This is a genomic window from Magnetospirillum sp. WYHS-4 (assembly GCA_039908345.1).
In the GTDB taxonomy this organism is placed as follows: Bacteria; Pseudomonadota; Alphaproteobacteria; order Rhodospirillales; family GLO-3; genus JAMOBD01.
Window position 1 is genome coordinate 37,858 of sequence record JAMOBD010000001.1, and the last position, 20,319, is coordinate 58,176.

A 20,319-nucleotide genomic window follows, 5' to 3' on the forward strand; every position below is an offset into this window, starting at 1 on the left:
GCTGTCATGGACGTTCCGGCACGCCGCATCGCGGTGGTTACGGGCACCCGCGCCGAGTATGGCCTGCTCAAGGGGCTGATGGCGGCCGTCCGCGACGATGCCTCCCTGCGGCTGCAGATTCTCGCCACCGGCATGCATCTGGAATCCCGCTTCGGCCATACGGTCGACGAGATTCTTGCCGACGGCTTCGTCCCGGATGCAGAGGTGCCCTTGGGCCTCGATGATGATTCGGGCCTTACCACCGCCCGTGCCATGGGACGGGGCCTGCTGGGCATGGCCGAAGCCTTGGACCGTCTTCGTCCCGACGTCGTGGTGGTGCTGGGCGATCGTTTCGAGATCCTGACCGCGGTCCAGGCCGCCCTGGTCCAGGGAATCCCCGTCGCCCATATCCACGGCGGCGAACTGACCGAAGGGGTGATCGACGACGACATCCGCCACGCGGTCACCAAGATGGCGAGTCTCCATTTCGTCGCCGCCGAGGTCTTCGCCCGCCGGGTCCGCCAGTTGGGCGAGGAACCGGAACGCATCTTCGTGGTCGGGGCGCCGGGGGTCGACGCCCTCGCCGAGTTGGCTCCCCTGCCGCGCGAGGTCCTGGAGGCGGACCTGGGCCTGTCCCTGACCGCGCCCTTGTTCCTGGCGACCTACCATCCCGAGACTCTGGGCGACCGACCGCCGGTCCAAGCGACGGCCGAGTTCCTGGGAGCTCTGGAATCCTTTCCGGGCGCCCGGGTCGTCTTTACCGGAGTCAACGCCGATCCCGGCCGCGACGCGGTGGCCGCCGCCATCGCCCGCTTCGTCCAGGATCATCCGGAACGGGCCGCCTTCCGCGAATCCCTGGGCCAGCGCCGCTACCTGAGCCTGATGCGCCTGGCCGACGCAGTGATCGGCAATTCGTCGAGCGGGATCATCGAGGCTCCCGCGGCCGGCGTGCCGACGATCAACGTCGGCGACCGCCAGAAGGGCCGCCCCCATGCCGAATCGGTGATCGATTGCGCCCCGGACCGCCAAGCCATCGGCGCGGCGATCCGGCAAGCCCTGACGCCCGGCTTCCGGGCCCGCGCCAAGGCCCAGACCCCGCCTTACGGGGGCGGGGGGGCCGCGGGCCGGATCAAGGCGATTCTCAAGTCCGTGCCGCTGGCGGGCCTGACCCGCAAGCGCTTCGTCGATCAGGCGGGAGGTTGACAATGGGCGTCTTCGTGATCGCCGAGGCGGGCGTGAATCACAACGGCGACTTGGCCTTGGCCCTCGATCTGGTGGAGGCGGCCGCCCAGGCCGGTGCGGACGCCGTGAAGTTCCAGATCTTCAAGGCGGCGGCCCTGGCCACCGCCGCCGCCCCCAAGGCCGGCTACCAGCGCCGGACCACGGCCGGGGCGGAATCCCAGGTCGAGATGCTACGCGGCCTGGAACTGGGCGAAGACGATTTCCGTGTTCTGGCCGAACGCTGCAGCGAACGCGGCATCCGCTTCCTGGCCTCGCCCTTCGATGAGGCGAGCCTGGATTTCCTGGTGCAAGAACTCGATGTGCCGGTTCTCAAACTTCCTTCGGGCGAGATCACCAACGGGCCTTTCCTGGTGCGTGCCGCCCAGAGCGGCCGCCCCATCATCCTGTCCACCGGCATGAGCACCCTGGACGAGGTCCGGGACGCCCTCGGTCTTCTCGCCTGGGGCTATGGGGGCAAGAAAGGTCCCGTTCCGGAAGATTTGGCGATCCTGCGGGACCGGATCACCCTGCTCCATTGCACCAGCGAGTATCCGGCGCCGTTCCAGGACGTCAATCTCAGGGCCATGGATACGATGCGCGCAGCCTTCGGCCTGCCGGTCGGCTTTTCCGACCATACGCCGGGCATTGCCGCCGCCCTGGCCGCAACGGCCCTGGGCGCCACGGTCGTCGAGAAGCACTTCACCCTGGACCGCGGCCTGCCGGGTCCGGACCACCGGGCATCCCTGGAGCCCGGCGAACTGGCGGCCATGGTCGAAGGAATCCGTCAGGTGGAGGCGGCGCTGGGCGACGGCGTCAAGACGCCCCGGTCCTCCGAACTGGAGACCCGCGCCGTGGCCCGGCGCAGCCTGGTGGCGATCCGCCCCATCCGCAAGGGCGAGGCCCTCACCGCCGACAACCTGGGCGCCAAGCGTCCGGGCGGCGGCCTGTCGCCCATGCGCTTCTGGGACCTGGAAGGAAGGCCCGCATCCCGCGACTATGGGCTGGACGAGCCCATCGCGGAGGATTAAGACGGCGCCGGAAGCGGCATCGGGGGATCGGCCATGACCGTCGAGGAACTGAGAAAGCGGTTCGAGAACCGCGAGGCCCGGATCGGCGTCATCGGGCTGGGCTATGTCGGCCTGCCCCTGGCGCTCGCCTTCGTCGAAGCCGGGTTCGACACCACCGGGTTCGACATCGATCCCACCAAGCGGGAATATCTGGCCGCCGGCCGCTGCTACCTGCGCCACATCCCGGCAGCCCGCGTCGCCGCCGCCGTCGCGCGGGGCCGCTTCCGCGCCACCGAGGACTTTTCCGGCCTGGGCGCCATGGACGCCATCGTGGTTTGCGTGCCGACGCCGCTGACCCGGCAACGCGAACCCGACATCAGCTTCATCGTATCGACCACCGAGACCATCGCCAAGACCCTGCGGCCCGGGCAGTTGATCGTCCTTGAATCGACCACCTATCCCGGTACTACGTCCGGCGACATGCGGCCGATCCTGGAACGGGGCGGTTTGAAGAGCGGCCGCGACTTCTTCCTCGCCTTCTCGCCCGAGCGCGAGGACCCCGGCAACGCCGTCCATACCACCACCACGATCCCCAAGGTGGTGGGCGGCGACGGCCCCGATGCCCTGGCGCTGGCTTCCGCCCTCTATTCCGGGGCGGTGGATCGCGTGGTGCCCGTGTCTTCCATGGAAACGGCCGAGGCGGTGAAGCTGACCGAAAACATCTTCCGGTCGGTCAACATCGCCCTGGTCAACGAATTGAAGGTGGTCTTCGCCCGCATGGGCATCGACGTCTGGGAAGTCATCGACGCCGCCAAGACCAAGCCCTTCGGCTTCATGCCCTTCTATCCCGGACCCGGCCTGGGCGGGCACTGCATTCCCATCGATCCGTTCTACCTGACCTGGAAGGCCCGCGAGTTCGACATCGCCACCCGCTTCATCGAGTTGGCGGGGGAGATCAACACGTCGATGCCCTACTACGTGATCGACGTCCTGGTGAGGGCGTTGAGCGACCGCCTCGGCCAGAGCATCAAGGGTGCCCGCATCCTGTTGCTCGGCATCGCCTACAAGAAGAACGTGGACGACATGCGGGAAAGTCCCGCGCTCAAACTGATCGAGCTTCTCGAGGAGCGCGGTGCCCAGGTCGCCTATCACGATCCCTTCATCCCCGTCATCGGTCCGACCCGCGAGCATGCCAGTCTCGCCGGCCGCGAATCCGTGGCCTGGGAGCCCGCCGGCTTCGCCCTGGCCTTCGACGCGGCCCTGATCTGCACCGACCACGACGGCATCGACTATGCCGCCCTGGCTGAAGCCCTGCCTTTGGTGGTCGACACCCGCAACGCGTTGCGCGCCGGGCCGAATGGCCACGGGAAGATCGTCAAGGCGTAAGGAAGACCGTCAGGGGAACGCGATCCTGGTGCAGGATCAAGCGGACCGGCAACTCCACCAGGGAACCGGGGCGCTTGGCCGCCTCGTAGGCCGTCCGCTTGTCGGTGCCCGAAAGAATCAGGAAAATCCGGCGCGCGTCGAGCAGGACGCGGGGCGACAAGCTCATGCGCGGGTGCGACCCGGCCGGCCCCGCGGCGGCGACGCACCGGCTGGAACAGTCGGGGTAGACCCGCAAGGCCGGTTCGGCGGGAAACAGCGAGGCGATGTGCCCGTCCGGCCCCATGCCCAGGAAGACGGCGTCCAGAGGAAAGGGAAAGGCGGAAAGACGGGCCTCGCAGGCGGCCTGCCCGGCCCAGGGCGTAGCCGCCCCCGTGTACAGCCCGGAAAACGCGGCATCCCCGGCGCTGCCGTCCAGCAACAAGCGGCGCACCAAGCCCTCGTTGCTGTCGGGATGGCCGGGATCGACCCAGCGCTCGTCGGCCAGGGTGATCGACACCCGGTCCCAGGGCAACGGAGCCGCCGCCAGACGGGGAAGGACCCGTTCCGGGGTCCGTCCCCCCGACAGGGCGATGGATGCCCGGCCGCGGGATGCGATGGCCTCCCCGACCGTCGCGGCCAGGGCGTCCGCCAGGGCCGCCGCCCCGGCCGCCAGATCGGGAAAGGCTAGTTCGTCCAGCATTTCGCAGGCTTAGACCCCGGCTCTTGTCGAGTCAATCGGCCGGTATCGGCTTTAGAAGGGGCCGGCGACCGCCTGGCTCCAGGTGGCATTCAGGCCAAGGTTGTCCGTGTTCCATTGCCAGGTCATCACCCCCCGCGGCCGCGAACCGGCATGAATCGCGTAATCGAGGCAACCCACCAGGTTCTCGACCGGCATGTAGCCGGTATTGCCCGGTGCGGCGTCGCCCGGCGTCATCGGCTTGCCGATGACGATGCGCGTCTGGGGGATTCCGGCGGCGATGAGTTGCTTCACCGCCGTCCCGGTGGCCCAGCCGTCCGCCTGATCGATCAGCGTCGTACAGGAATCGTAACCGGTGCTCATCTGGTTGTAGAACTGGATGTTGTAGAAATCGATCAGGTCGCCCACCTGCTCGTCGACCTGCAGGTAGTTGGAAGCGTAGGCTCCCATGAAATAGGGGGCCTGCGGGGCATGGGTGACGACGGCGTCCGGAAGCACGTCCTTGACCGCCCGGGTGGCATCCGCCAGCCATTGGGTGGCCGTGCCCGCCTGAAGCGCGTGGATATCCTCGATGTCGAAATCGACGCCGTCCAGCCGGTAGGTCTTGGCGAATTCGGCAACCGCCCGGCCATAGGCGGCACCGCCGGTGGGATCGGCCGTGATCGGCTCTTCGGTGGCGCCGCCGGCCGACACCAGAACCTTGATGCCGGCCTGGTGGAACTGGTCGATCGCATTCTGCGGAAACGTTCCGTTCGACCAGGCGAGCGCGACGTCCAGCGGGGCCTTGCGGGTCCAGAAGGACAGCAGCAGGTGATTGAAAGACCCGGCGTTATTCAGGAAACTGTTGAGGACGGCCTCGGGTGGATACCAAGTGGATAGCTTGTCGGCATATACGACGAATGCGTCTGTCGTCATCTTGCGCTCCATGTCATCGCTGTGAAACATCGAAATGATATCGGTGATTACGTGATATCCTTATCATATTAATCGTGTTGCGGGTACCTACAATTTCTGACACTAGCATTGGCGCAAGCCGCGAAATCCCCCCATCCCGGACTTGACGTTCACGGCCTGAACAAGCTAGTGTTCGCGCCGTGAACGCGCCGGCGGGAGGAGGCTTCCTTCACCCGAATGGCGGTAGCGTACCCGACGTCTCCCCGGTCCGAACCATGAGCGACAGCAAATCCTCATCCGCCGCGATGGACGAGGAGGCCCACATCACCCTGGGCCTCCTGAACGCCATCCACGAGAACAGCGCCATGACCCAACGTTCCATGGCCAAGGACCTGGGCATCGCCCTGGGGCTTGCCAACGCCTACCTTAAGCGCTGCGTCCGCAAGGGCCTGGTCAAGGTGCAACAGGTGCCGGCCAATCGTTACGCCTATTACCTGACGCCACAGGGCTTCGCGGAAAAGTCCCAGTTGACGGCGCGCTATCTGTCGATGTCCTTCGACTTCTTCCGCCACGCCCGCACCCAGTGCGGCGAAGTCTATACCCAATGCGCCCAGCAAGGCTGGCGCCGCATCGCCTTGGCCGGCGTCGGCGACCTGGGCGAGATCGCCACCTTGTGCGCCCGCGACGCCGAAGTGGACTTGGTGGGCTTCCTGGATGCGGCTGCCGATACCTCCCACTTCGCCGGCCTGCCGGTGGCTGTCCACCCCGACGAACTGGGCGCCGTCGACGCCATCGTCGTCACCGACCTGGGCGCGCCGCAGGAGACCTTCGAGCGCATGACGCGCCTGTTCGCCGCGGAACGGGTGCTGGCGCCGCGCCTGCTCCACGTTTCCCGCCAAGCTCCGCGCTGACGCCGTGAAGCACTGGTACGCCGTGCATACCCACCCCCAGTCAGAGGAAAAGGCCTGCCGGCATCTGGAACGGCAGGGCTTCGGCGCCTACCTGCCGCGCTACCGGAAGCAGCGCCGACATGCACGCCGCACCGAGATCGTCCCGGCGCCTCTGTTCCCCCGCTACATCTTCGTCGAGGCCGACCTGGACAACCAGCGCTGGCGGGCCATCCTGTCGACGGTCGGCGTCAGCTACCTGGTCTGCCACGGCGACCAGCCGGCGGCGGTGCCCGAGGGAATCGTAGAGGCCATCCGGGCCCGCGAAGACGACGAGGGCTGGGTCGACCTGAACGAACCGCCGCCGTTCCGCCAGGGCGACCGGGTCCAGATCAAGTCCGGCCCCTTCAGCGACATGGACGCGCTGTTTCAATGCCGGGCCGACAAGGATCGGGTGACCGTGCTCCTGACCCTGCTGGGCCGCGCGGTCCCGGTCCGCGTTCCCCTGAACGCCCTGGAGGCTCCGTGACCGATTTCCTGCCCTACGGCCGCCATGTGGTGGAAGACGACGACATCGCCGCCGTCGCGGCGGCGCTGCGGGGAGAGTTGCTGACCACCGGTCCCGCCGTCGCCGCCTTCGAGGCCGCCCTGGCGAAGACCGTGGGCGCATCCGGCGCGGTTTCCTGTTCCAGCGGCACCGCCGCCCTGCATTTGGCCGCCCTGGCCCTGGGCCTGGGGCCGGGAGATTGGGTGGTGGTTCCCGCGATCACCTTCCTGGCGACGGCCAACGCCGCCCGCTACGTGGGCGCCGAAGTACAGTTCGCCGACGTCGATCCCGACAGCGGCTTGATGCGGCCGGAAGACCTGGAAGTGGCCCTGGCCGCCGCCAAGGCCGCCGGCCGCCGGGTCAAGGCGGTCTTTCCCGTCCATCTGGCCGGCCAGGCCTGCGACATGGAAGCCATCGCCGCCATCGCCCGCCGCGAAGGCGGCGCGGTGGTCGAGGACGCCTGCCATGCGCTGGGGACCACCTACGGGAACGGCGCCTGGCGGGTGGGCGGCTGCGCCCACGCGGACATGACGGTCTTTTCCTTCCATCCGGTCAAGACCGTCGCCATGGGCGAAGGCGGCGCGGTGACCGCCAACGATCCCGCCCTGGCCGCCCGTCTGGCCTTGCTGCGCAGCCACGGCATGGTGCGCGAGCCCAGGGACTTCATCCGCCGCGACCTGGCCTTCGGGCCGGACGGGGAAGTCAATCCCTGGTTCTACGAGATGGCGGAACCCGGCTTCAACTACCGGGCCAGCGACCTGCAGTGCGCCCTGGGCCTGTCGCAGCTGGGCAAGCTGGACCGCTTCGTCGCCGCCCGCGCCGCCGCCGTCGCCGCCTACGACGCCCGCCTGGCTCCTTTGGCGCCCCGGTTGGCGTCGCTGGCGCGGGTGCCCGGCTGCCGGCCGGGCTGGCATCTGTACATCTCCCTGATCGACTTCGCCGCCATCGGCAAGGACCGGGGAGCCGTGATGCGGGCGCTGCGGGATCGCGGCATCGGCACCCAGGTCCACTACATTCCGGTGGCCTGGCAGGCCTATTACCGGGACCGCTACGGCGAGACGCCCCTGCCCGGTTCCGCCCGCTACTACGAACGCTGCCTGTCCCTGCCCCTGTCGGCCGCCATCACGGAAGCCGACGTCCAGCGGGTGACCGCCGCCCTGGCCGAGGTCCTGGCATGACCACGGCCGCCATCGTCCAGGCCCGCCTGGGATCGACCCGCCTGCCCGGCAAGGTGCTGCTGGACCTGGGCGGCGTCACCGTGCTGGCCCGGGTGCTGGAACGCTGCCGCGCCGTTCCCGGCGTCGACCGGGTGGTCTGCGCCGTCCCCGACAACGCCGCCGACGATCCGGTGGCGGCGGAAGCGGAACGCTGCGGCGTCCCGGTCTGCCGGGGTTCGGAAACCGACGTACTGGACCGCTATCGCAAGGCGGCGGAAATGGCGGGCGCCGACGTGATTTTGCGGGTGACCAGCGACTGTCCGCTCATCGATCCCGAGGTCTGCGGCCAGGTCCTGGCCCTGCGGGCGGCGACGGATGCCGCCTATGCCTGCAACAACATGCCGGCCACCTGGCCGCACGGCCTGGACTGCGAGGCCTTCCCCCGCGCCTGGCTGGAAGGCGCCGCCCGCGAGGCGGTCAAGCCGTCCGAACGTGAACATGTGGGCCCCTTCATCCGCAACCACCCGGAAGCCCGCAAGGCCAATCTGCCCTGCCCCGACGGCGACCATCATTTTCGGCGCTGGACTTTGGATCATCCCGAGGACTATGCCTTCCTGAAGGAAATCTACGCCCGCCTGCCCGCAGGCCCGGCCGCCTTCGCCTGGAAGGCCGCCCTGGCCGTGGTCCTGCGGGAACCGGAACTGGCGCGGATCAACGCCGGTTTCGATCCCTTGGAAGGGCTCAAGAAATCGTTGGCCGCCGACCGGCGTGCCGGACATTCCCAGGAATAAGAGGGCCCCATGGCGACGGTTCTGATCGTAGCCGCACATCCCGACGACGAGATCCTAGGCGTCGGCGGCACCATCGCCCGCCATGCCGATGCCGGCGACGATGTCCATATCCTCATCCTGGCCGAAGGCGTAACCTCCCGTCCCGGCAAGGCCGACGCCGGGGTCGCCCTGGCCCATCTTCGGGCAACGGCGCGGGAAGCGGCGGCGATCCTGGGCGCGCGGCCGCCGATCCTGGCGGGCCTGCCCGACAACCGCCTGGACCGTCTCGACCTGCTCGACCTGGTGCAGGAAGTGGAACGGCATGTCGAGGTCCTGGCGCCCGAGACCGTCTACACCCACCACGGTTCTGATCTGAACCTGGACCACCGTTTGGTTCATCAGGCCGCAGCGACCGCCTGCCGGCCGCTGCCCGGTAGCCCAGTGCGGCGGCTCTATGCCTTTGAGACCCTATCGTCGACCGAGTGGTCGACTCCGGCCACTGGCCCGGCTTTCCGCCCCACCCGCTACCTAGGCATCGAAGAGACGCTGGACCGCAAGCTGGCGGCCATCGACCGCTATGCCGCCGAAATGCGTCCCTTCCCCCACGCCCGCTCCCGCGAGGCCGTGGCGGCCCTGGCCCGCCTGCGCGGTGTCCAGGCCGGCCTTTCCGCAGCGGAGGCTTTCGAGGTCATCCGCGAAATCGCTCCCTGACCCCTTTCCGACCCGCGAGGACTGTCACCCCCATGGCCAATTCCCCCATTATCCGCGACTTCGACGGTAGCACCATCGATCTGAACGACCGCACGATCCTGGTGACCGGCGGTACCGGCTCTTTCGGCAAACAATTCGTGCGCACCATCCTCGAGCGCTTCAAGCCCCGCCGCGTCATCGTCTTCTCGCGCGACGAGATGAAGCAATTCGAGATGGCCCGCGACCTGCCCACCGAGCGTTATCCGGCCATGCGCTACTTCATCGGCGACGTGCGCGACGAACGGCGACTGGAAATGGCCATGCGGGGCGTCGACTACGTGATCCACGCCGCCGCCTTGAAGCAGGTGCCAACCGCCGAGTACAATCCCTTCGAATGCATCCATACCAACGTCTGGGGGGCCGAGAACGTCGTCAACGCGGCACTGCGCAACGACGTCAAGCGGGTGGTCGCCCTGTCCACCGACAAGGCCGCCAATCCATCGAACCTCTACGGCGCCAGCAAGCTGGCTTCCGACAAGATCTTCGTCGCTGCCAACAACCTGGCGGGGGCCGACGGAACCCGCTTTGCCGTGGTGCGCTACGGCAACGTGGTGGGATCGCGGGGTTCGGTGGTGCCGCTGTTCGCCGACCTGATCGCCCAGGGAGCCGACCACTTGCCGATCACCGACGACCGCATGACCCGCTTCTGGATCACCCTGCAGCAAGGTGTCAACTTCGTGCTGTCCAGTCTGGCGACCATGCAGGGCGGCGAGATCTTCGTGCCCAGGATTCCCAGCATGCGCATCGTCGATCTGGCGCGGACCATGGCGCCCGGCCTGCCGCACAAGCTAGTCGGCATCCGTCCGGGCGAGAAGCTGCACGAGGTGATGATCACCGAGGACGACGCCCGCACCACCGTCGAACTTGATGATCGCTACGTCATCCAGCCGCCTTTCGTCTGGTGGGAGGAGCGCGCCTCGCCGTCCGGCGGCCGTCCGGTGACCGACGGCTTCCGCTATGCCAGCGACAGCAATCCGGAGTGGCTCGACTCCCAAACACTCACCACCTTCCTGAAGGACTGACGGGACATGGCCGGCGCCAGGGATGGAGCCTTTCGCGAGCAGGTTTCCCCCTTCTTGAAGGCCAAGATGGGGATCGTCGAACAGCGCCTGGGACGGGACAGCCGCGAATGGCGCGCGCTGGAACGGCAATATCTGCGGAGCCCCCTTGAGGACGCCATCCACGCCAACGAACGGCGGCGACATTACGAGTGCGTGGTGCATCTCGAATTCGAGGGCCGGCCGGTGAAGGGAGTCGAACGACTCTACCGCCATACCATCCTGATCGAGCCGACCACGGTCTGCGCCGCCCATTGCCGGTGGTGCCTGCGCGGCCAGTATCCCATCCAGACCATGGGCCGGGACGACATCACCCACGCGGCACGCTACATCGGTTCCGCCGGCCAGCGGGACGACCTGGACGAGGTCCTGATCACCGGCGGCGATCCCCTGATGTCCCTGCCGCTCCTCCGGCACACTCTCACCGAACTTGCCCGCCACGCCCCCAATATCCGCACCGTGCGCATTGGCAGCCGTGTTCCTTTCCAGGACCCGGACCGCATCGACGAGGCGATGCTGGAGATGTTCACCACCTTCCCGGACTTCCGGTTCGAACTGGGGGTAAACGTCAACCATCCTGTCGAGTTCTGGACCGAGTCGACAGACGCCATAAAGCGTTTGCAGGATATTGGGTTTCGCATCTACAACCAGCACCCCCTGCTGAAGGGAGTCAACGACGACTTCGACACCCTGGTGGAACATTATTCCCTGCTGCGCAAGCACGGCATCGAGGCCCACTACCTGTTCCATGCCATCCCCATGATGGGCATGAGCCACCATCGTACCTCGTTGGCCAAAGGGCTGGATTTGGCGCTCCGGATTTCATCCTGCGGCGAATTCTCTGGGCGCGGCAAACCTCGTTACGCGGTGCTCAGCGATATCGGCAAGATCGTGCTCTACCAAGGGGCGGTCGTTGATCGCCGCGAATCGGATAACGCCGTCCTACTGCGCTCCGGCTTCAAGATCCAGGATCGGCAGCGCTGGAACCCCAGTTGGGCCAAGCCGGAAAGCGTGGTAGAGGAGCCAGACGGCACCATGCTGACCTGGTATTTGGACGGGCACGACGAACCGTGAGCCAGGACACCTACAGCCTTGCCGATCTGGATGACGCCCTGGATGCCATCGGCATCCGCCGGGGTGCCGGCACCCTGGTACTGCATTCCTCCCTGTTCGAGATCGGCCGCCTGGAAGGAGTGCCGCTGAGAGAGCAGCCCCCGGTGGTAATCCAAGCCCTGCTGGACCGGATTGCGCCCGATGGCACTTTGGCCATGCCGGCCGCCAACTGGGACTACGGGAAGACCGGAGTCTTCGATCTCAGGCATACGCCGCCCAGCAAGCTTCTGGGCGTGGTCCCGGCCAGCTTCCTGGGATTTCCCGGCATCTGCCGGTCGCTCAACCCGATCTTCAGCGTCGCCGCCCTGGGTCCCCAGGCTGAATTCATCTGCGATGGCGGTACGGCCACCGCCTTCGGGGCCGATTCCGCCTGGGATCGGTTGTTCCAACTGGACGCCGAGATGCTGTTCCTGGGCTGCGGATTGATGTTCATGACCCTGGCCCGCTATATCGAGCACCGTTTCGGCGTTCCTTATGTCTACAACAAGCTGTTTTCTGCGCCGGTGACCGACGATGGCCGGCCCTTCGACCCGCCGGTGGTCACGACGCTCCGCTTTCTGCATTGTTCCCGCGATTACGCCCTGGGGCGCTTCGAACAGCGCCTGCGCGAACGCGGCATCTTGCGGGAAGCCCCTCTCGGTGGCGGCGTGGCCCGCGCCCTGCGCATGTCGGATGCGTACCGGGAAGGCGTCGCCGCCCTGAAGGAGGACATCCATTACTTCCTGGACGAGCCGCCAGCCTATGCGCCCAGCCAGCCTCCCATTGCCTGATCCGAGCCGGAGATAGCCATAATGCTCTTCTACCAGCAGGACTTCTTCGAACGCACCGCCCGATCCCGGCCGAAAGCCATCGCCGTGGACGACCATGGCACCGCCACGTCCTATGGGGACCTGGAGGCCCGGGCCAACCGCCTGGCACACCTGCTGCGCGGCCTGGAGGCAGGCCCCAACCGGCGGGTCTGCATCCTCACCGAAAAGAATGCCGACGCCTATGCCGCCGTCCTTGGCGCCCTGAAGGCCGGGGCCTGCTGGGTTCCCCTGTCCGGAGCCTTTCCCCACGACCGGTTGAAGTTCCTGATCGAAACCCTCAGGCCTGTCGCCCTGGTGGTGGACGGCACCCACTTGGCCGCCGCCCGCCGCTTGCGGGACGACGGCCTGCCGGTGCCCCTGGTCGCCTTGGGCGACAAGGCACAGGGCCAGGGTCTGCCGGGAGAGGCCGAATTGGCCGCCGCCTCGCCGGATTGCCCCGGCCGCGTCGCTTCCACCCCGGAAGACTTGGCCTATATCGTCTTCACCTCCGGCTCGACAGGAACCCCGAAGGGCGTGATGGTCCTGCATCGGAACACCACCCAGTTCCTGTCCCTTTGCGACGAATTCTTCGCCATTCCCGAAGGGGCGCGTTTCGCCCATTTCTCGGACCTGACCTTCGATCCGTCGATTTTCGACTTGTTCCACGGCTGGGCACGGGGGGGGGCTATCGTCCCCTTCAACAAGCGCAAGTATCGTATCGATCCCGGGCTGTTCCTGCGCGACCAGCGGATCAACGTGCTGTTCACCGTACCCAGCGTGATCGCTAGCATTCGCGATTCCGGCCAACTTGCCCATCTGGAATTGGAGAGCGTCTCCCATCTGCTGCTGACCGGCGAGGCCCTGCCGCCCCGCCTAGTGCGGGCTTGGTACGATGCCCATCCGCGAAGCCGGGTCTTCAATATGTACGGCACCACGGAGACGGCCATCGTCTCCCACTGGTACGCCATTCCTGCCGATCTTGACCCGGAACAGCCCGTTCCGGTCGGACATCCTTTGCCAGGAACCCGGGTCACGCTGCTGGACGGCGACCACCCGGCGAATCTGGGCGAGGTCGGGGAAAACGTGGTCGCCGGTTCGCAGCTTTCGCCCGGCTACTGGGCCAACCCCTTCCAGACCGACGCCGTCTTCGTCCCCGATCCCCGTGATCCCGTCCTGCCAAGCCGGGTCTACCGGACCGGAGACCTGCTACGGGAGCGCCCGGACGGGCTGCATGTCTATGTCGGACGGGCCGACAGCCAGATCAAGGTGCGCGGCCACCGGGTCGAACTGAAGGAAGTCGAGCACGCCATCGAGCGTGACGAAAGGGTTCGGGATGCTGCTGTGATCGCCATCGGCGACGAAGGCTACGACAAACGCCTGATTGCCTTCGTCACAGGTCGCAGGGGCTTGGCCGAGAAGGACCTGTCCCATGACTTGGCCCGCAGCCTGCCCGGTTACATGGTTCCCTCCCGTATTTTCGTGGTCGAAGGTGATCTGCCCCGCAACGTCAACGGCAAGATCGACCGCATCGCCCTCAAGACGATGGTCGAAGCAAAGGAATAACCCATGCACCACCGCGACGACCTCGCTTCCCGCGTCCGCGACTTGTTGGTCCAACTGTTCGAACTGGACCCCGCGGCCCTGCCGACGAGGCTGGACACCGAGCTTGTGGAAAAGTGGGATTCCTTGGGTCATATGGCCCTGATCGAGCGCCTGGAACAGGACTTCGCCGTATCCTTCAGCCACTCAGAGACCATCCGTATGCTGAGCGAGACAGCCGTGGTGGCGGAACTGGCGGCGAAGCTGGCAGCGAAGGCATGAACGACCGCATCGACGCCCAGACCCTGCTGGAACGCCTGTTTCCGCTCCACCGCAGCATCACCGGGGCCGGGGTGCGCCGCACCCATGATATCTTGGCCGAGATCATGCCTCTGGACCGCCGGGAAATCGCTTCCGGCACGCAGGTCTTCGATTGGACCGTCCCCCAGGAATGGGAGGTCCGCGAGGCTTATGTGATAGCCCCCGACGGTCGCCGGATTCTGGACGTGGCCGACCATCCGTTACGGCTGGTGAATTATTCGATCCCCTTCCGCGGCACGTTGGCGCGAGAAGATCTTGACGAACACCTCCACAGCTTGCCCGACCGACCGGATGCTATTCCCTACATTACCAGCTATTACGCGCCACGCTGGGGGTTCTGTCTGACTCAGAGGGAAAGAGAGGCCCTGCCTCCGGGTAACTATCGGGTGGTGGTGGATACCCGTCTGTTCGACGGCTTCCTGACCCTGTCCCAAGCCGTCCTTCCGGGAGAAACCGAGGCGGAAGCCCTGTTTTCCACCTATACCTGCCATCCCGCCATGGCGGTGGACGAACTCTGCGGCATGATTGCCGCTCAGCTTCTTTACCGGCGCTTGGCCGCATGGCCTCGCCGCCGGCTTACCTACCGCTTTGTCTTCATTCCGGAAACCATCGGCAGTATCGCCTACTTGGCCCACTACGGAGACCACCTGAAGCGCAATCTGGTCGCCGGCTACGTGCTGTCCAATTTCGGGAGGAACCGGCCTTTCCGCTACAAGCGGTCGCGCCGGGGCGATTCCCTGGCCGACCGGACCGCCGAGATAGTGCTGCAGGCACCGCTGAAGGTGGAAGATTTCGCACCGGCGGGCAGTGACGAGCGCCAGTACTGTTCCCCCGCCTTCAATCTGCCGGTGGGATCACTCACACGCGAGGAAACCTGCTTTCCCGAGTACCATACCTCTCTGGATGGGTTGGAAGGAGTATCCGCCGACGCCCTGGTGGAAACGGTGGATGTCCTGGAAGCCCTGTGCCGGGCCCTGGACGGCAACGAGCGCTTCCGCAACCTGATGCCCCATTGCGAGCCCCAGTTCGGGCGCCGCGGCCTCTATCCGACCCTGGGCGCCACCGCCTTGCGCGCCGAGAGCGTCCGCGCCATTCCTTGGGTTTGGAGCTTGACTGATGAAGCGACGGACCTGCTGGAGATTGCCCGTCGCAGCGGATTTTCGTTCGATACGATTCGTGAAGCCGCCGACCGTTGCGTCGAGGCCGGCCTGATCGCGGCGATCGAACCGTGATCCTTTTCCGCGCCGACGGTGGTCCGGGCATCGGCAGCGGCCATCTCATGCGTTGCCTGGCCCTGGCCCAGGCTCTTCGCGACCGAGGCGAGGCGGTGGGTTTGGCAACCGTATCCCCGGACCTCCCGGCCGTGAACGAGTGGCGCGGCGAAGGGGCGGCGATCATTCCTGTCGGCGCGCCGCGCGGCAGTCGCAAGGACGGGGAGATCGCCCTGGCCTCCGCCCGACACCTGAAGGCCCGGGCCATGGTGGCAGACGGCTATGCCTTTGATCCCGGTTACATTGCCACCCTGAAGACAAGCGGACTGCCCTTGATGCAATACGACGACTTGGGGCTAACGGCAACGGTGGCCGACTGGGTCGTCAACCAGAATCCGGGGGCCGAAACTTGTTCGTATCCGGCCGGAACCACCGTTTTGCGCGGCCTCCGCTACCTCGCTCTGCGCCGGGCCTTGCGTGCCCTGACGAAGCGGGCACGACCCGTGGGGGTCATCCCGCGCCTGTTGGTTACTTTCGGGGGCGACGATGAAGACAATCTGGCCCTGGCCGCGATGAAAGCCCTGCGCGATCTCCCTGTCCCCTTCGTCGCCGATGTGATCGTGACGGCTGGTCCGGCAGGCCTGGCCACCGTCCGGGATGCCGCGGCCGCCGTCCGGGATCGCTTCCGCGTCAGCGGCCCCACTGACATCGTGCCTCTGATGGCCACGGCCGATCTAGGTCTTTGCGCCGGCGGCTCCACGAGCCTGGAACTTTGCGCCCTGGGGGTCCCGATGGTGATCGTTTCCACCGCCGACAACCAGATCGGAGCGGCCTTCTTGGAAAAGGTCGGCGTGGCCCGGTTTGCGGGCAACGGCAAGGCAACGATGGCTCGTGCCATCGCCACAGTAGGAGAGTTGCTTGCCGATCCGGAACAGTGCCGGACGATGGGATCGCAGGGACGGGCCCTTATCGACGGATGCGGCGTGGACCGCTTGGCGAGATTGCTATTGGAAGGATGCGAGGAATGACCGCCGCACTGTCCCTGGAAAGTAAGGCCGTCGGACCGGGACAGCCCTGTTTCGTGATCGCCGAGGTGGGGGTCAACCACAACGGTGACATGGACTTGGCCTTGCGGATGATCGACGCCGCCGCCGATGCCGGGGTGGATGCCATCAAGTTCCAGACCTTCAAGGCTGAGGAGTTCGTCAACAGCCCGGACGAGGTTTATGAATACATCTCCCAGGGTCAGGCGGTACGGGAATCCATGCTGGCGATGTTCCGGCGGCTGGAATTGCCCCATGCCGAACATGCCCGCCTGTTCGCCCATGCCCGGGCCCGCGGCCTGGTGCCTTTTTCCACTCCCGGCGACGGCCTGGCGGTAGAACTGCTGGATCGGCTGGAAGTCGCCGCCTACAAGCTGGGGTCCGACGATTTCACCTACCTTCCATTCCTGGCCGACCTCGCGGCGAGGGGTAAGCCGCTCATCATTTCCACCGGCATGGCGGACACCGACGACATCGACCGCGCCGTATCGACGATCCGTAGCGCCACCTCCCAGCGCTTCGTATTGCTGCATTGCGTTTCCGAATATCCGGCGCCCGATACCTCGGTGAACCTGCGCAAGATGGCGGCCTTGCGCGAACGCACCGGAGAATGGGTAGGCTTTTCTGACCATAGCGAAGGAATCACCGCCGCTCTGGGCGCGGTCGCCCTGGGCGCCTGCGTGATTGAAAAGCATTTCACACTGGACCGCAACCTGCCCGGCCCCGACCATCGCTTTTCGGCCGATCCTGTTGAATTGACAGCCCTGGTCCGCGAAGTGCGCCGCTTGGAAGCCCAAATGGGAATATCCGAGTTGGTGCCAACGCCGGCCGAGATCGAAATGCGCAAGTTGGCCCGCCGGTCCATCGTCGCGGCCCGCGACTTGCCGGCCGGAACGGTCCTTGCCCCCACCGACCTGGCCTTTCGCCGGCCAGGCACTGGCCTGATGCCTTACCAAGCGGATCTATTGTTGGGCCGACGGCTGCTAGCGGACTCGCCGGCCGGAACCCTTCTTGGGCCCGATCGGGTGGATGCCTGAGCGCCGTGGCGGTAACTCTCCGTCCTGCCCGGGCGTCGGATGCCGAAGAGCTGTTCGCCTGGCGAAACGACCTTTATCTGGTAAGCCGCAGTTCCACCGGACGAGGCGTCTCCTGGGAGGAACATGCGGCTTGGCTGATCCGTACCCTGGCGGATTCCGACCGCTGTCTGCTGGTGATTGCGGTCGACGGCCGGGAAGGCGGCGCGGTGCGCTTCGACCGCCGGGCTCCGGGAGAAGCGGTGATTTCCGTCTACCTGCTGGGACCGCTCACCGGACGCGGCGCCGGAGTCGATGCCATTCGCCAGGGCTGCCTGTACCTGCAGGAGGCATGGGGCCCGACTGCCGTCATCGCTCATGTCCGGGACGACAACGAACCGGGCCGCCGGGCCTTCGCCAAGGCGGGCTTTCGGCCCATTGCCCAGGATGCCGGCTGTCCTGCCGGCCATTCTACCTTCCGCCGGGAATCTCGGCCGTGATCGTCTCCGTCAATCAGCCGGCCTATCTGGCTTGGCTAGGATATTACCAGCGTATCGCGGAGGCGGACCTGCATGTGGTCCTGGACCATGTGCAGTTCGAAAAAAACAGCTACACCAACCGCAATAGGGTGCGAACGGCCCAGGGCTGGACTTGGCTGACGGTGCCGGTGCTGACCAAGGGGCGCTTCGGCGATCTGACCATCGACCGGCTGGAAGTCGATTGCCGGCAAGATTGGGGACGCAAGCACTGGGCGACCTTATCCCAGGCTTACCGCAAGGCCCCCTTCTTCGCCGAGCACGCGCCCTTCCTGGAAACTCTCTACGCCCGCCCTTGGCCGTTGCTGGCCGGCTTGGTTGCGGAGCTGGATGCCTACCTGCTGGCCGCCTTCGGCATTGGAAGCCGGATCGTCGCCAGTTCCGGCCTGGATTGCCGTCTAGCCAAGGACGAACTGGTGCTGGAAATCTGCCGCAAGGTCGGCGCCACTACTTACGTTTCGGGCGCCCTGGGACGCGAGTACCTGCGTGAGTCATTGTTCGCCGAAGCTGGCATTCGCGTGGTCTACCAGGATTACCGCCATCCCGTATACCGGCAGTGCCACGCGGGGGCGTTCGAGCCCTACATGGCGGCGCTCGACCTGCTGCTCAACCATGGGCCCGAAGCATCGGCCATCTTGCGCGACGGCCAGACCTGGAGCCGGGGCCTGCGTCCATGACCGCAAAAGCCCGTCTCTTCCTGTCGACCATCCCGGACGATTTCGACCCCACCCGTGACGCGGCCTTAGGCCCTTGGTGCTTCGGAAGCAGCGAATCCGTCTGGCCGGAATGGGAATTCCAGGGCTTCAGCGATCCCTTTCCAGACTTCGATGACCTGCGCCGGGAAGTCACCCGTTGTCACGGACTGACGGCTTGGCTGTTGCCGCGCGTCGGCGAGGCTCTCAATGCCCGGCACGGAACCAGGCACGGTTCCGCCTTTTGGTGGGTCCAGTTGGTTCCCTGGCTGAAGTTCCTGGCCGAAGCGGCCTGGATCCGGTGGAATTGGGTGGCCGCCTTTGCCAACCGTGGCCCAGGCCAGGCCTTCGCGGTGGAGACCTTTGCCGGGGCGGAAGCCGTGAATTGGCGTTTTGCCGATTCTGGCAGCTTCATTGATGACGGCCTGCTGGACCCGGATTTCGACTTCTGGCTGCTCTCCCTGATCGTCGAACGGCAGACGCCGCCAAGCTGGCGGATTCTTCCCCGGCCGGGACGGGTATCGCTTCCCGAAGAACGGGACCGGGCCTCCCAACCCCCGACCCATACCAGCGCCTTGCGGCAATTTGCCCGCCGGCTGTTCGGGCGGCTGCCGTTCAATAGCGTCCACGGCATGTCCTTGGCCGTTCTACCCTTTTCCGCCCTGGCCGCCTTGAAGCCCGCCAAACCTGCCCTGCCACCGCTGCTGCCCGAACCGATATCCGCTCGGCCCGCTGGTCTTCCCGGCCCCTTCCTGGCGCTGTTGGAGGATATCCTGGTGCCGGCCACCATGCCGATGGCCTTCCTAGATGACTTCGCCCGCCTGGAAGCCGAAGCGGCGGCGAAGGCCTACCGGCCCGGGCGCCTGCTGGTCACCACCGCCACCATCTACAACGATGCCGCCAACCGGGAGATCGGCTTTGCCATGGAGGCAGGAGAGCGGGTGGTGCGCACCCAGCACGGGGCGGTCTACGGCTGCGAGGAATTCACCGCCCAGGTGGAACTTCTGGAATACTACCACGACGCCTTCGTCACCTGGGGCTGGACGGAACAGGATGACCTGCCGGGGCGCTTCCTGCCCTTGCCTTCGCCCTTCCTGTCCAAGCTGGCGAACCGCCATCGCGAGACCACGGGCGATCTGGTTCTTGTCGGTACCCGGTCTCGCTTGCGCCCCAATCAGGTCGATCCGGTTCCGCGCAACGGCTATTGGCCGGCCCACCGGCGGGAAAAGGTCGCCTTCCTCGAAGGGCTGCCGGCGGCCTTGCGTGGTCGGACCCGTTACCGGCCCTACCTGCGGGCCCGGGCTGAAATGCTCGATCTCCCCTATATGCAAGCGCAGGTACCGGGCCTGGCGGTGGTCGATGGCGATCTGACCCGCACCCTCCTGGGTTGCCGCCTCGCCGCCATCGACCATCCGGGGACGACCCTGGCGGTCGCCTTGGCGGCCGACGTGCCGACTCTTTGTTTCTTCGATCCCGACTGCTGGGCTTTCAGCCGCCAAGCCAGACCTTTGGTCGAGGCCCTGCGACAGACCGGCATCCTGCACCCATCCGGAACCGCCGCGGCCGTCCACGCCGCCGCCGTCTGGAACGATATTCCGGGCTGGTGGCGGAGCCCTTCCGTCCAGAAGGCCCGGCAAGACTGGTGCCGCCGTTATGCCTGGGGCGATCGCTTCTGGTGGTGGCACTGGGCCAAGGAGATCGCCCGCCTGTAGCCACCTTGCAAGGCAAGCT

Annotated in this window: 21 protein-coding genes; 19 read left to right on the forward strand and 2 right to left on the reverse strand. The window is 66.4% G+C overall.

Translation table 11 applies throughout. The features are described from left to right. The first annotated feature begins 6 nt into the window (after positions 1–6). Genes neuC through H7841_00220 form a run of 3 tightly spaced genes read left to right on the forward strand, consistent with a single transcriptional unit; the run spans position 7 to position 3,593 of the window. A complete protein-coding gene (gene neuC / locus H7841_00210) occupies positions 7–1,182 on the forward strand; it encodes a UDP-N-acetylglucosamine 2-epimerase (protein ID MEO5335304.1) in 1,176 nt (391 codons plus the stop codon). A gap of 2 nt (positions 1,183–1,184) precedes the next feature. Beyond that, positions 1,185–2,228: an N-acetylneuraminate synthase gene (gene neuB, locus H7841_00215; GenBank protein MEO5335305.1), complete on the forward strand. Its 1,044-nt coding sequence runs from the start codon at positions 1,185–1,187 to the stop codon at positions 2,226–2,228. A gap of 33 nt (positions 2,229–2,261) precedes the next feature. After that, entirely contained in the window at positions 2,262–3,593 is a 1,332-nt protein-coding gene (locus H7841_00220; GenBank protein ID MEO5335306.1) for a nucleotide sugar dehydrogenase, read from the forward strand. On the opposite strand, the gene pgl is transcribed toward H7841_00220, so the two are convergent. Next, positions 3,583–4,272, reverse strand: a complete 690-nt coding sequence (gene pgl / locus H7841_00225) for a 6-phosphogluconolactonase (GenBank protein ID MEO5335307.1) — start codon at positions 4,270–4,272, stop codon at positions 3,583–3,585. The genes H7841_00220 and pgl overlap by 11 nt on opposite strands. Positions 4,273–4,323: 51 nt before the next feature. Further along, positions 4,324–5,184 carry a glycoside hydrolase family 18 protein gene (locus H7841_00230; protein MEO5335308.1) on the reverse strand — a complete coding sequence of 287 codons (861 nt, stop codon included), beginning with the start codon at positions 5,182–5,184 and terminating at the stop codon, positions 4,324–4,326. Positions 5,185–5,438: 254 nt separating this feature from the next. Here H7841_00230 and H7841_00235 point away from each other — a divergent pair, with 254 nt between their 5' ends. Genes H7841_00235 through H7841_00310 form a run of 16 tightly spaced genes read left to right on the forward strand, consistent with a single transcriptional unit; the run spans position 5,439 to position 20,300 of the window. Then, the gene (locus H7841_00235; GenBank protein MEO5335309.1) at positions 5,439–6,074 is read left to right on the forward strand and encodes a winged helix-turn-helix transcriptional regulator; all 636 of its coding nucleotides are present in this window, start codon (positions 5,439–5,441) and stop codon (positions 6,072–6,074) included. Between the two features lie 4 nt (positions 6,075–6,078). Next, positions 6,079–6,579 (forward strand): transcriptional activator RfaH, encoded by a 501-nt coding sequence (locus H7841_00240; GenBank protein ID MEO5335310.1) that lies wholly within the window; start codon positions 6,079–6,081, stop codon positions 6,577–6,579. Further along, positions 6,576–7,775: a UDP-4-amino-4,6-dideoxy-N-acetyl-beta-L-altrosamine transaminase gene (gene pseC / locus H7841_00245; protein ID MEO5335311.1), complete on the forward strand. Its 1,200-nt coding sequence runs from the start codon at positions 6,576–6,578 to the stop codon at positions 7,773–7,775. The genes H7841_00240 and pseC overlap by 4 nt, the downstream gene beginning before the upstream one ends. Further along, the gene (locus H7841_00250) at positions 7,772–8,545 is read left to right on the forward strand and encodes a glycosyltransferase family protein (GenBank protein MEO5335312.1); all 774 of its coding nucleotides are present in this window, start codon (positions 7,772–7,774) and stop codon (positions 8,543–8,545) included. Before pseC ends, H7841_00250 begins: the two co-directional genes overlap by 4 nt. A 9-nt stretch (positions 8,546–8,554) precedes the next feature. Continuing rightward, entirely contained in the window at positions 8,555–9,235 is a 681-nt protein-coding gene (locus tag H7841_00255; protein MEO5335313.1) for a PIG-L family deacetylase, read from the forward strand. 32 nt (positions 9,236–9,267) lie between these two features. Next, a complete protein-coding gene (gene pseB / locus H7841_00260) occupies positions 9,268–10,296 on the forward strand; it encodes a UDP-N-acetylglucosamine 4,6-dehydratase (inverting) (protein MEO5335314.1) in 1,029 nt (342 codons plus the stop codon). A gap of 6 nt (positions 10,297–10,302) precedes the next feature. After that, positions 10,303–11,406: a radical SAM protein gene (locus H7841_00265; GenBank protein MEO5335315.1), complete on the forward strand. Its 1,104-nt coding sequence runs from the start codon at positions 10,303–10,305 to the stop codon at positions 11,404–11,406. Beyond that, complete coding sequence (locus tag H7841_00270; GenBank protein MEO5335316.1) at positions 11,403–12,215, forward strand: AAC(3) family N-acetyltransferase; 813 nt, start codon at positions 11,403–11,405, stop codon at positions 12,213–12,215. The genes H7841_00265 and H7841_00270 overlap by 4 nt, the downstream gene beginning before the upstream one ends. Positions 12,216–12,236: 21 nt before the next feature. After that, on the forward strand, positions 12,237–13,796 hold the full coding sequence (locus H7841_00275; GenBank protein ID MEO5335317.1) for an amino acid adenylation domain-containing protein: 1,560 nt from the start codon (positions 12,237–12,239) through the stop codon (positions 13,794–13,796). A 3-nt stretch (positions 13,797–13,799) separates the two neighbouring features. Beyond that, the gene (locus H7841_00280) at positions 13,800–14,054 is read left to right on the forward strand and encodes a hypothetical protein (GenBank protein MEO5335318.1); all 255 of its coding nucleotides are present in this window, start codon (positions 13,800–13,802) and stop codon (positions 14,052–14,054) included. Next, positions 14,051–15,325, forward strand: coding sequence for a DUF4910 domain-containing protein (locus tag H7841_00285; GenBank protein MEO5335319.1), 1,275 nt, complete (start codon positions 14,051–14,053; stop codon positions 15,323–15,325). The genes H7841_00280 and H7841_00285 overlap by 4 nt, the downstream gene beginning before the upstream one ends. Continuing rightward, entirely contained in the window at positions 15,322–16,332 is a 1,011-nt protein-coding gene (gene pseG / locus H7841_00290; protein MEO5335320.1) for a UDP-2,4-diacetamido-2,4,6-trideoxy-beta-L-altropyranose hydrolase, read from the forward strand. The genes H7841_00285 and pseG overlap by 4 nt, the downstream gene beginning before the upstream one ends. Then, positions 16,329–17,384 carry an N-acetylneuraminate synthase family protein gene (locus H7841_00295; protein ID MEO5335321.1) on the forward strand — a complete coding sequence of 352 codons (1,056 nt, stop codon included), beginning with the start codon at positions 16,329–16,331 and terminating at the stop codon, positions 17,382–17,384. The genes pseG and H7841_00295 overlap by 4 nt, the downstream gene beginning before the upstream one ends. A gap of 5 nt (positions 17,385–17,389) precedes the next feature. Beyond that, the gene (locus H7841_00300; GenBank protein ID MEO5335322.1) at positions 17,390–17,860 is read left to right on the forward strand and encodes a GNAT family N-acetyltransferase; all 471 of its coding nucleotides are present in this window, start codon (positions 17,390–17,392) and stop codon (positions 17,858–17,860) included. Beyond that, the gene (locus H7841_00305; protein ID MEO5335323.1) at positions 17,857–18,573 is read left to right on the forward strand and encodes a WbqC family protein; all 717 of its coding nucleotides are present in this window, start codon (positions 17,857–17,859) and stop codon (positions 18,571–18,573) included. Before H7841_00300 ends, H7841_00305 begins: the two co-directional genes overlap by 4 nt. After that, entirely contained in the window at positions 18,570–20,300 is a 1,731-nt protein-coding gene (locus H7841_00310) for an LIC12162 family protein (GenBank protein ID MEO5335324.1), read from the forward strand. Before H7841_00305 ends, H7841_00310 begins: the two co-directional genes overlap by 4 nt. Positions 20,301–20,319: the final 19 nt, after the last annotated feature.

Excerpts from the sequence above, each read along its gene's own strand:
- neuC (MEO5335304.1), top strand. The coding sequence starts at position 7 with ATGGACGTTCCGGCACGCCGCATCGCGGTGGTTACGGGCACCCGCGCC.
- neuB (MEO5335305.1), top strand. The coding sequence starts at position 1,185 with ATGGGCGTCTTCGTGATCGCCGAGGCGGGCGTGAATCACAACGGCGAC.
- H7841_00220 (MEO5335306.1), top strand. The coding sequence starts at position 2,262 with ATGACCGTCGAGGAACTGAGAAAGCGGTTCGAGAACCGCGAGGCCCGG.
- pgl (MEO5335307.1), bottom strand. The coding sequence starts at position 4,272 with ATGCTGGACGAACTAGCCTTTCCCGATCTGGCGGCCGGGGCGGCGGCC.
- H7841_00230 (MEO5335308.1), bottom strand. The coding sequence starts at position 5,184 with ATGACGACAGACGCATTCGTCGTATATGCCGACAAGCTATCCACTTGG.
- H7841_00235 (MEO5335309.1), top strand. The coding sequence starts at position 5,439 with ATGAGCGACAGCAAATCCTCATCCGCCGCGATGGACGAGGAGGCCCAC.
- H7841_00250 (MEO5335312.1), top strand. The coding sequence starts at position 7,772 with ATGACCACGGCCGCCATCGTCCAGGCCCGCCTGGGATCGACCCGCCTG.
- H7841_00255 (MEO5335313.1), top strand. The coding sequence starts at position 8,555 with ATGGCGACGGTTCTGATCGTAGCCGCACATCCCGACGACGAGATCCTA.
- pseB (MEO5335314.1), top strand. The coding sequence starts at position 9,268 with ATGGCCAATTCCCCCATTATCCGCGACTTCGACGGTAGCACCATCGAT.
- H7841_00265 (MEO5335315.1), top strand. The coding sequence starts at position 10,303 with ATGGCCGGCGCCAGGGATGGAGCCTTTCGCGAGCAGGTTTCCCCCTTC.
- H7841_00275 (MEO5335317.1), top strand. The coding sequence starts at position 12,237 with ATGCTCTTCTACCAGCAGGACTTCTTCGAACGCACCGCCCGATCCCGG.
- H7841_00280 (MEO5335318.1), top strand. The coding sequence starts at position 13,800 with ATGCACCACCGCGACGACCTCGCTTCCCGCGTCCGCGACTTGTTGGTC.
- H7841_00285 (MEO5335319.1), top strand. The coding sequence starts at position 14,051 with ATGAACGACCGCATCGACGCCCAGACCCTGCTGGAACGCCTGTTTCCG.
- H7841_00295 (MEO5335321.1), top strand. The coding sequence starts at position 16,329 with ATGACCGCCGCACTGTCCCTGGAAAGTAAGGCCGTCGGACCGGGACAG.
- H7841_00310 (MEO5335324.1), top strand. The coding sequence starts at position 18,570 with ATGACCGCAAAAGCCCGTCTCTTCCTGTCGACCATCCCGGACGATTTC.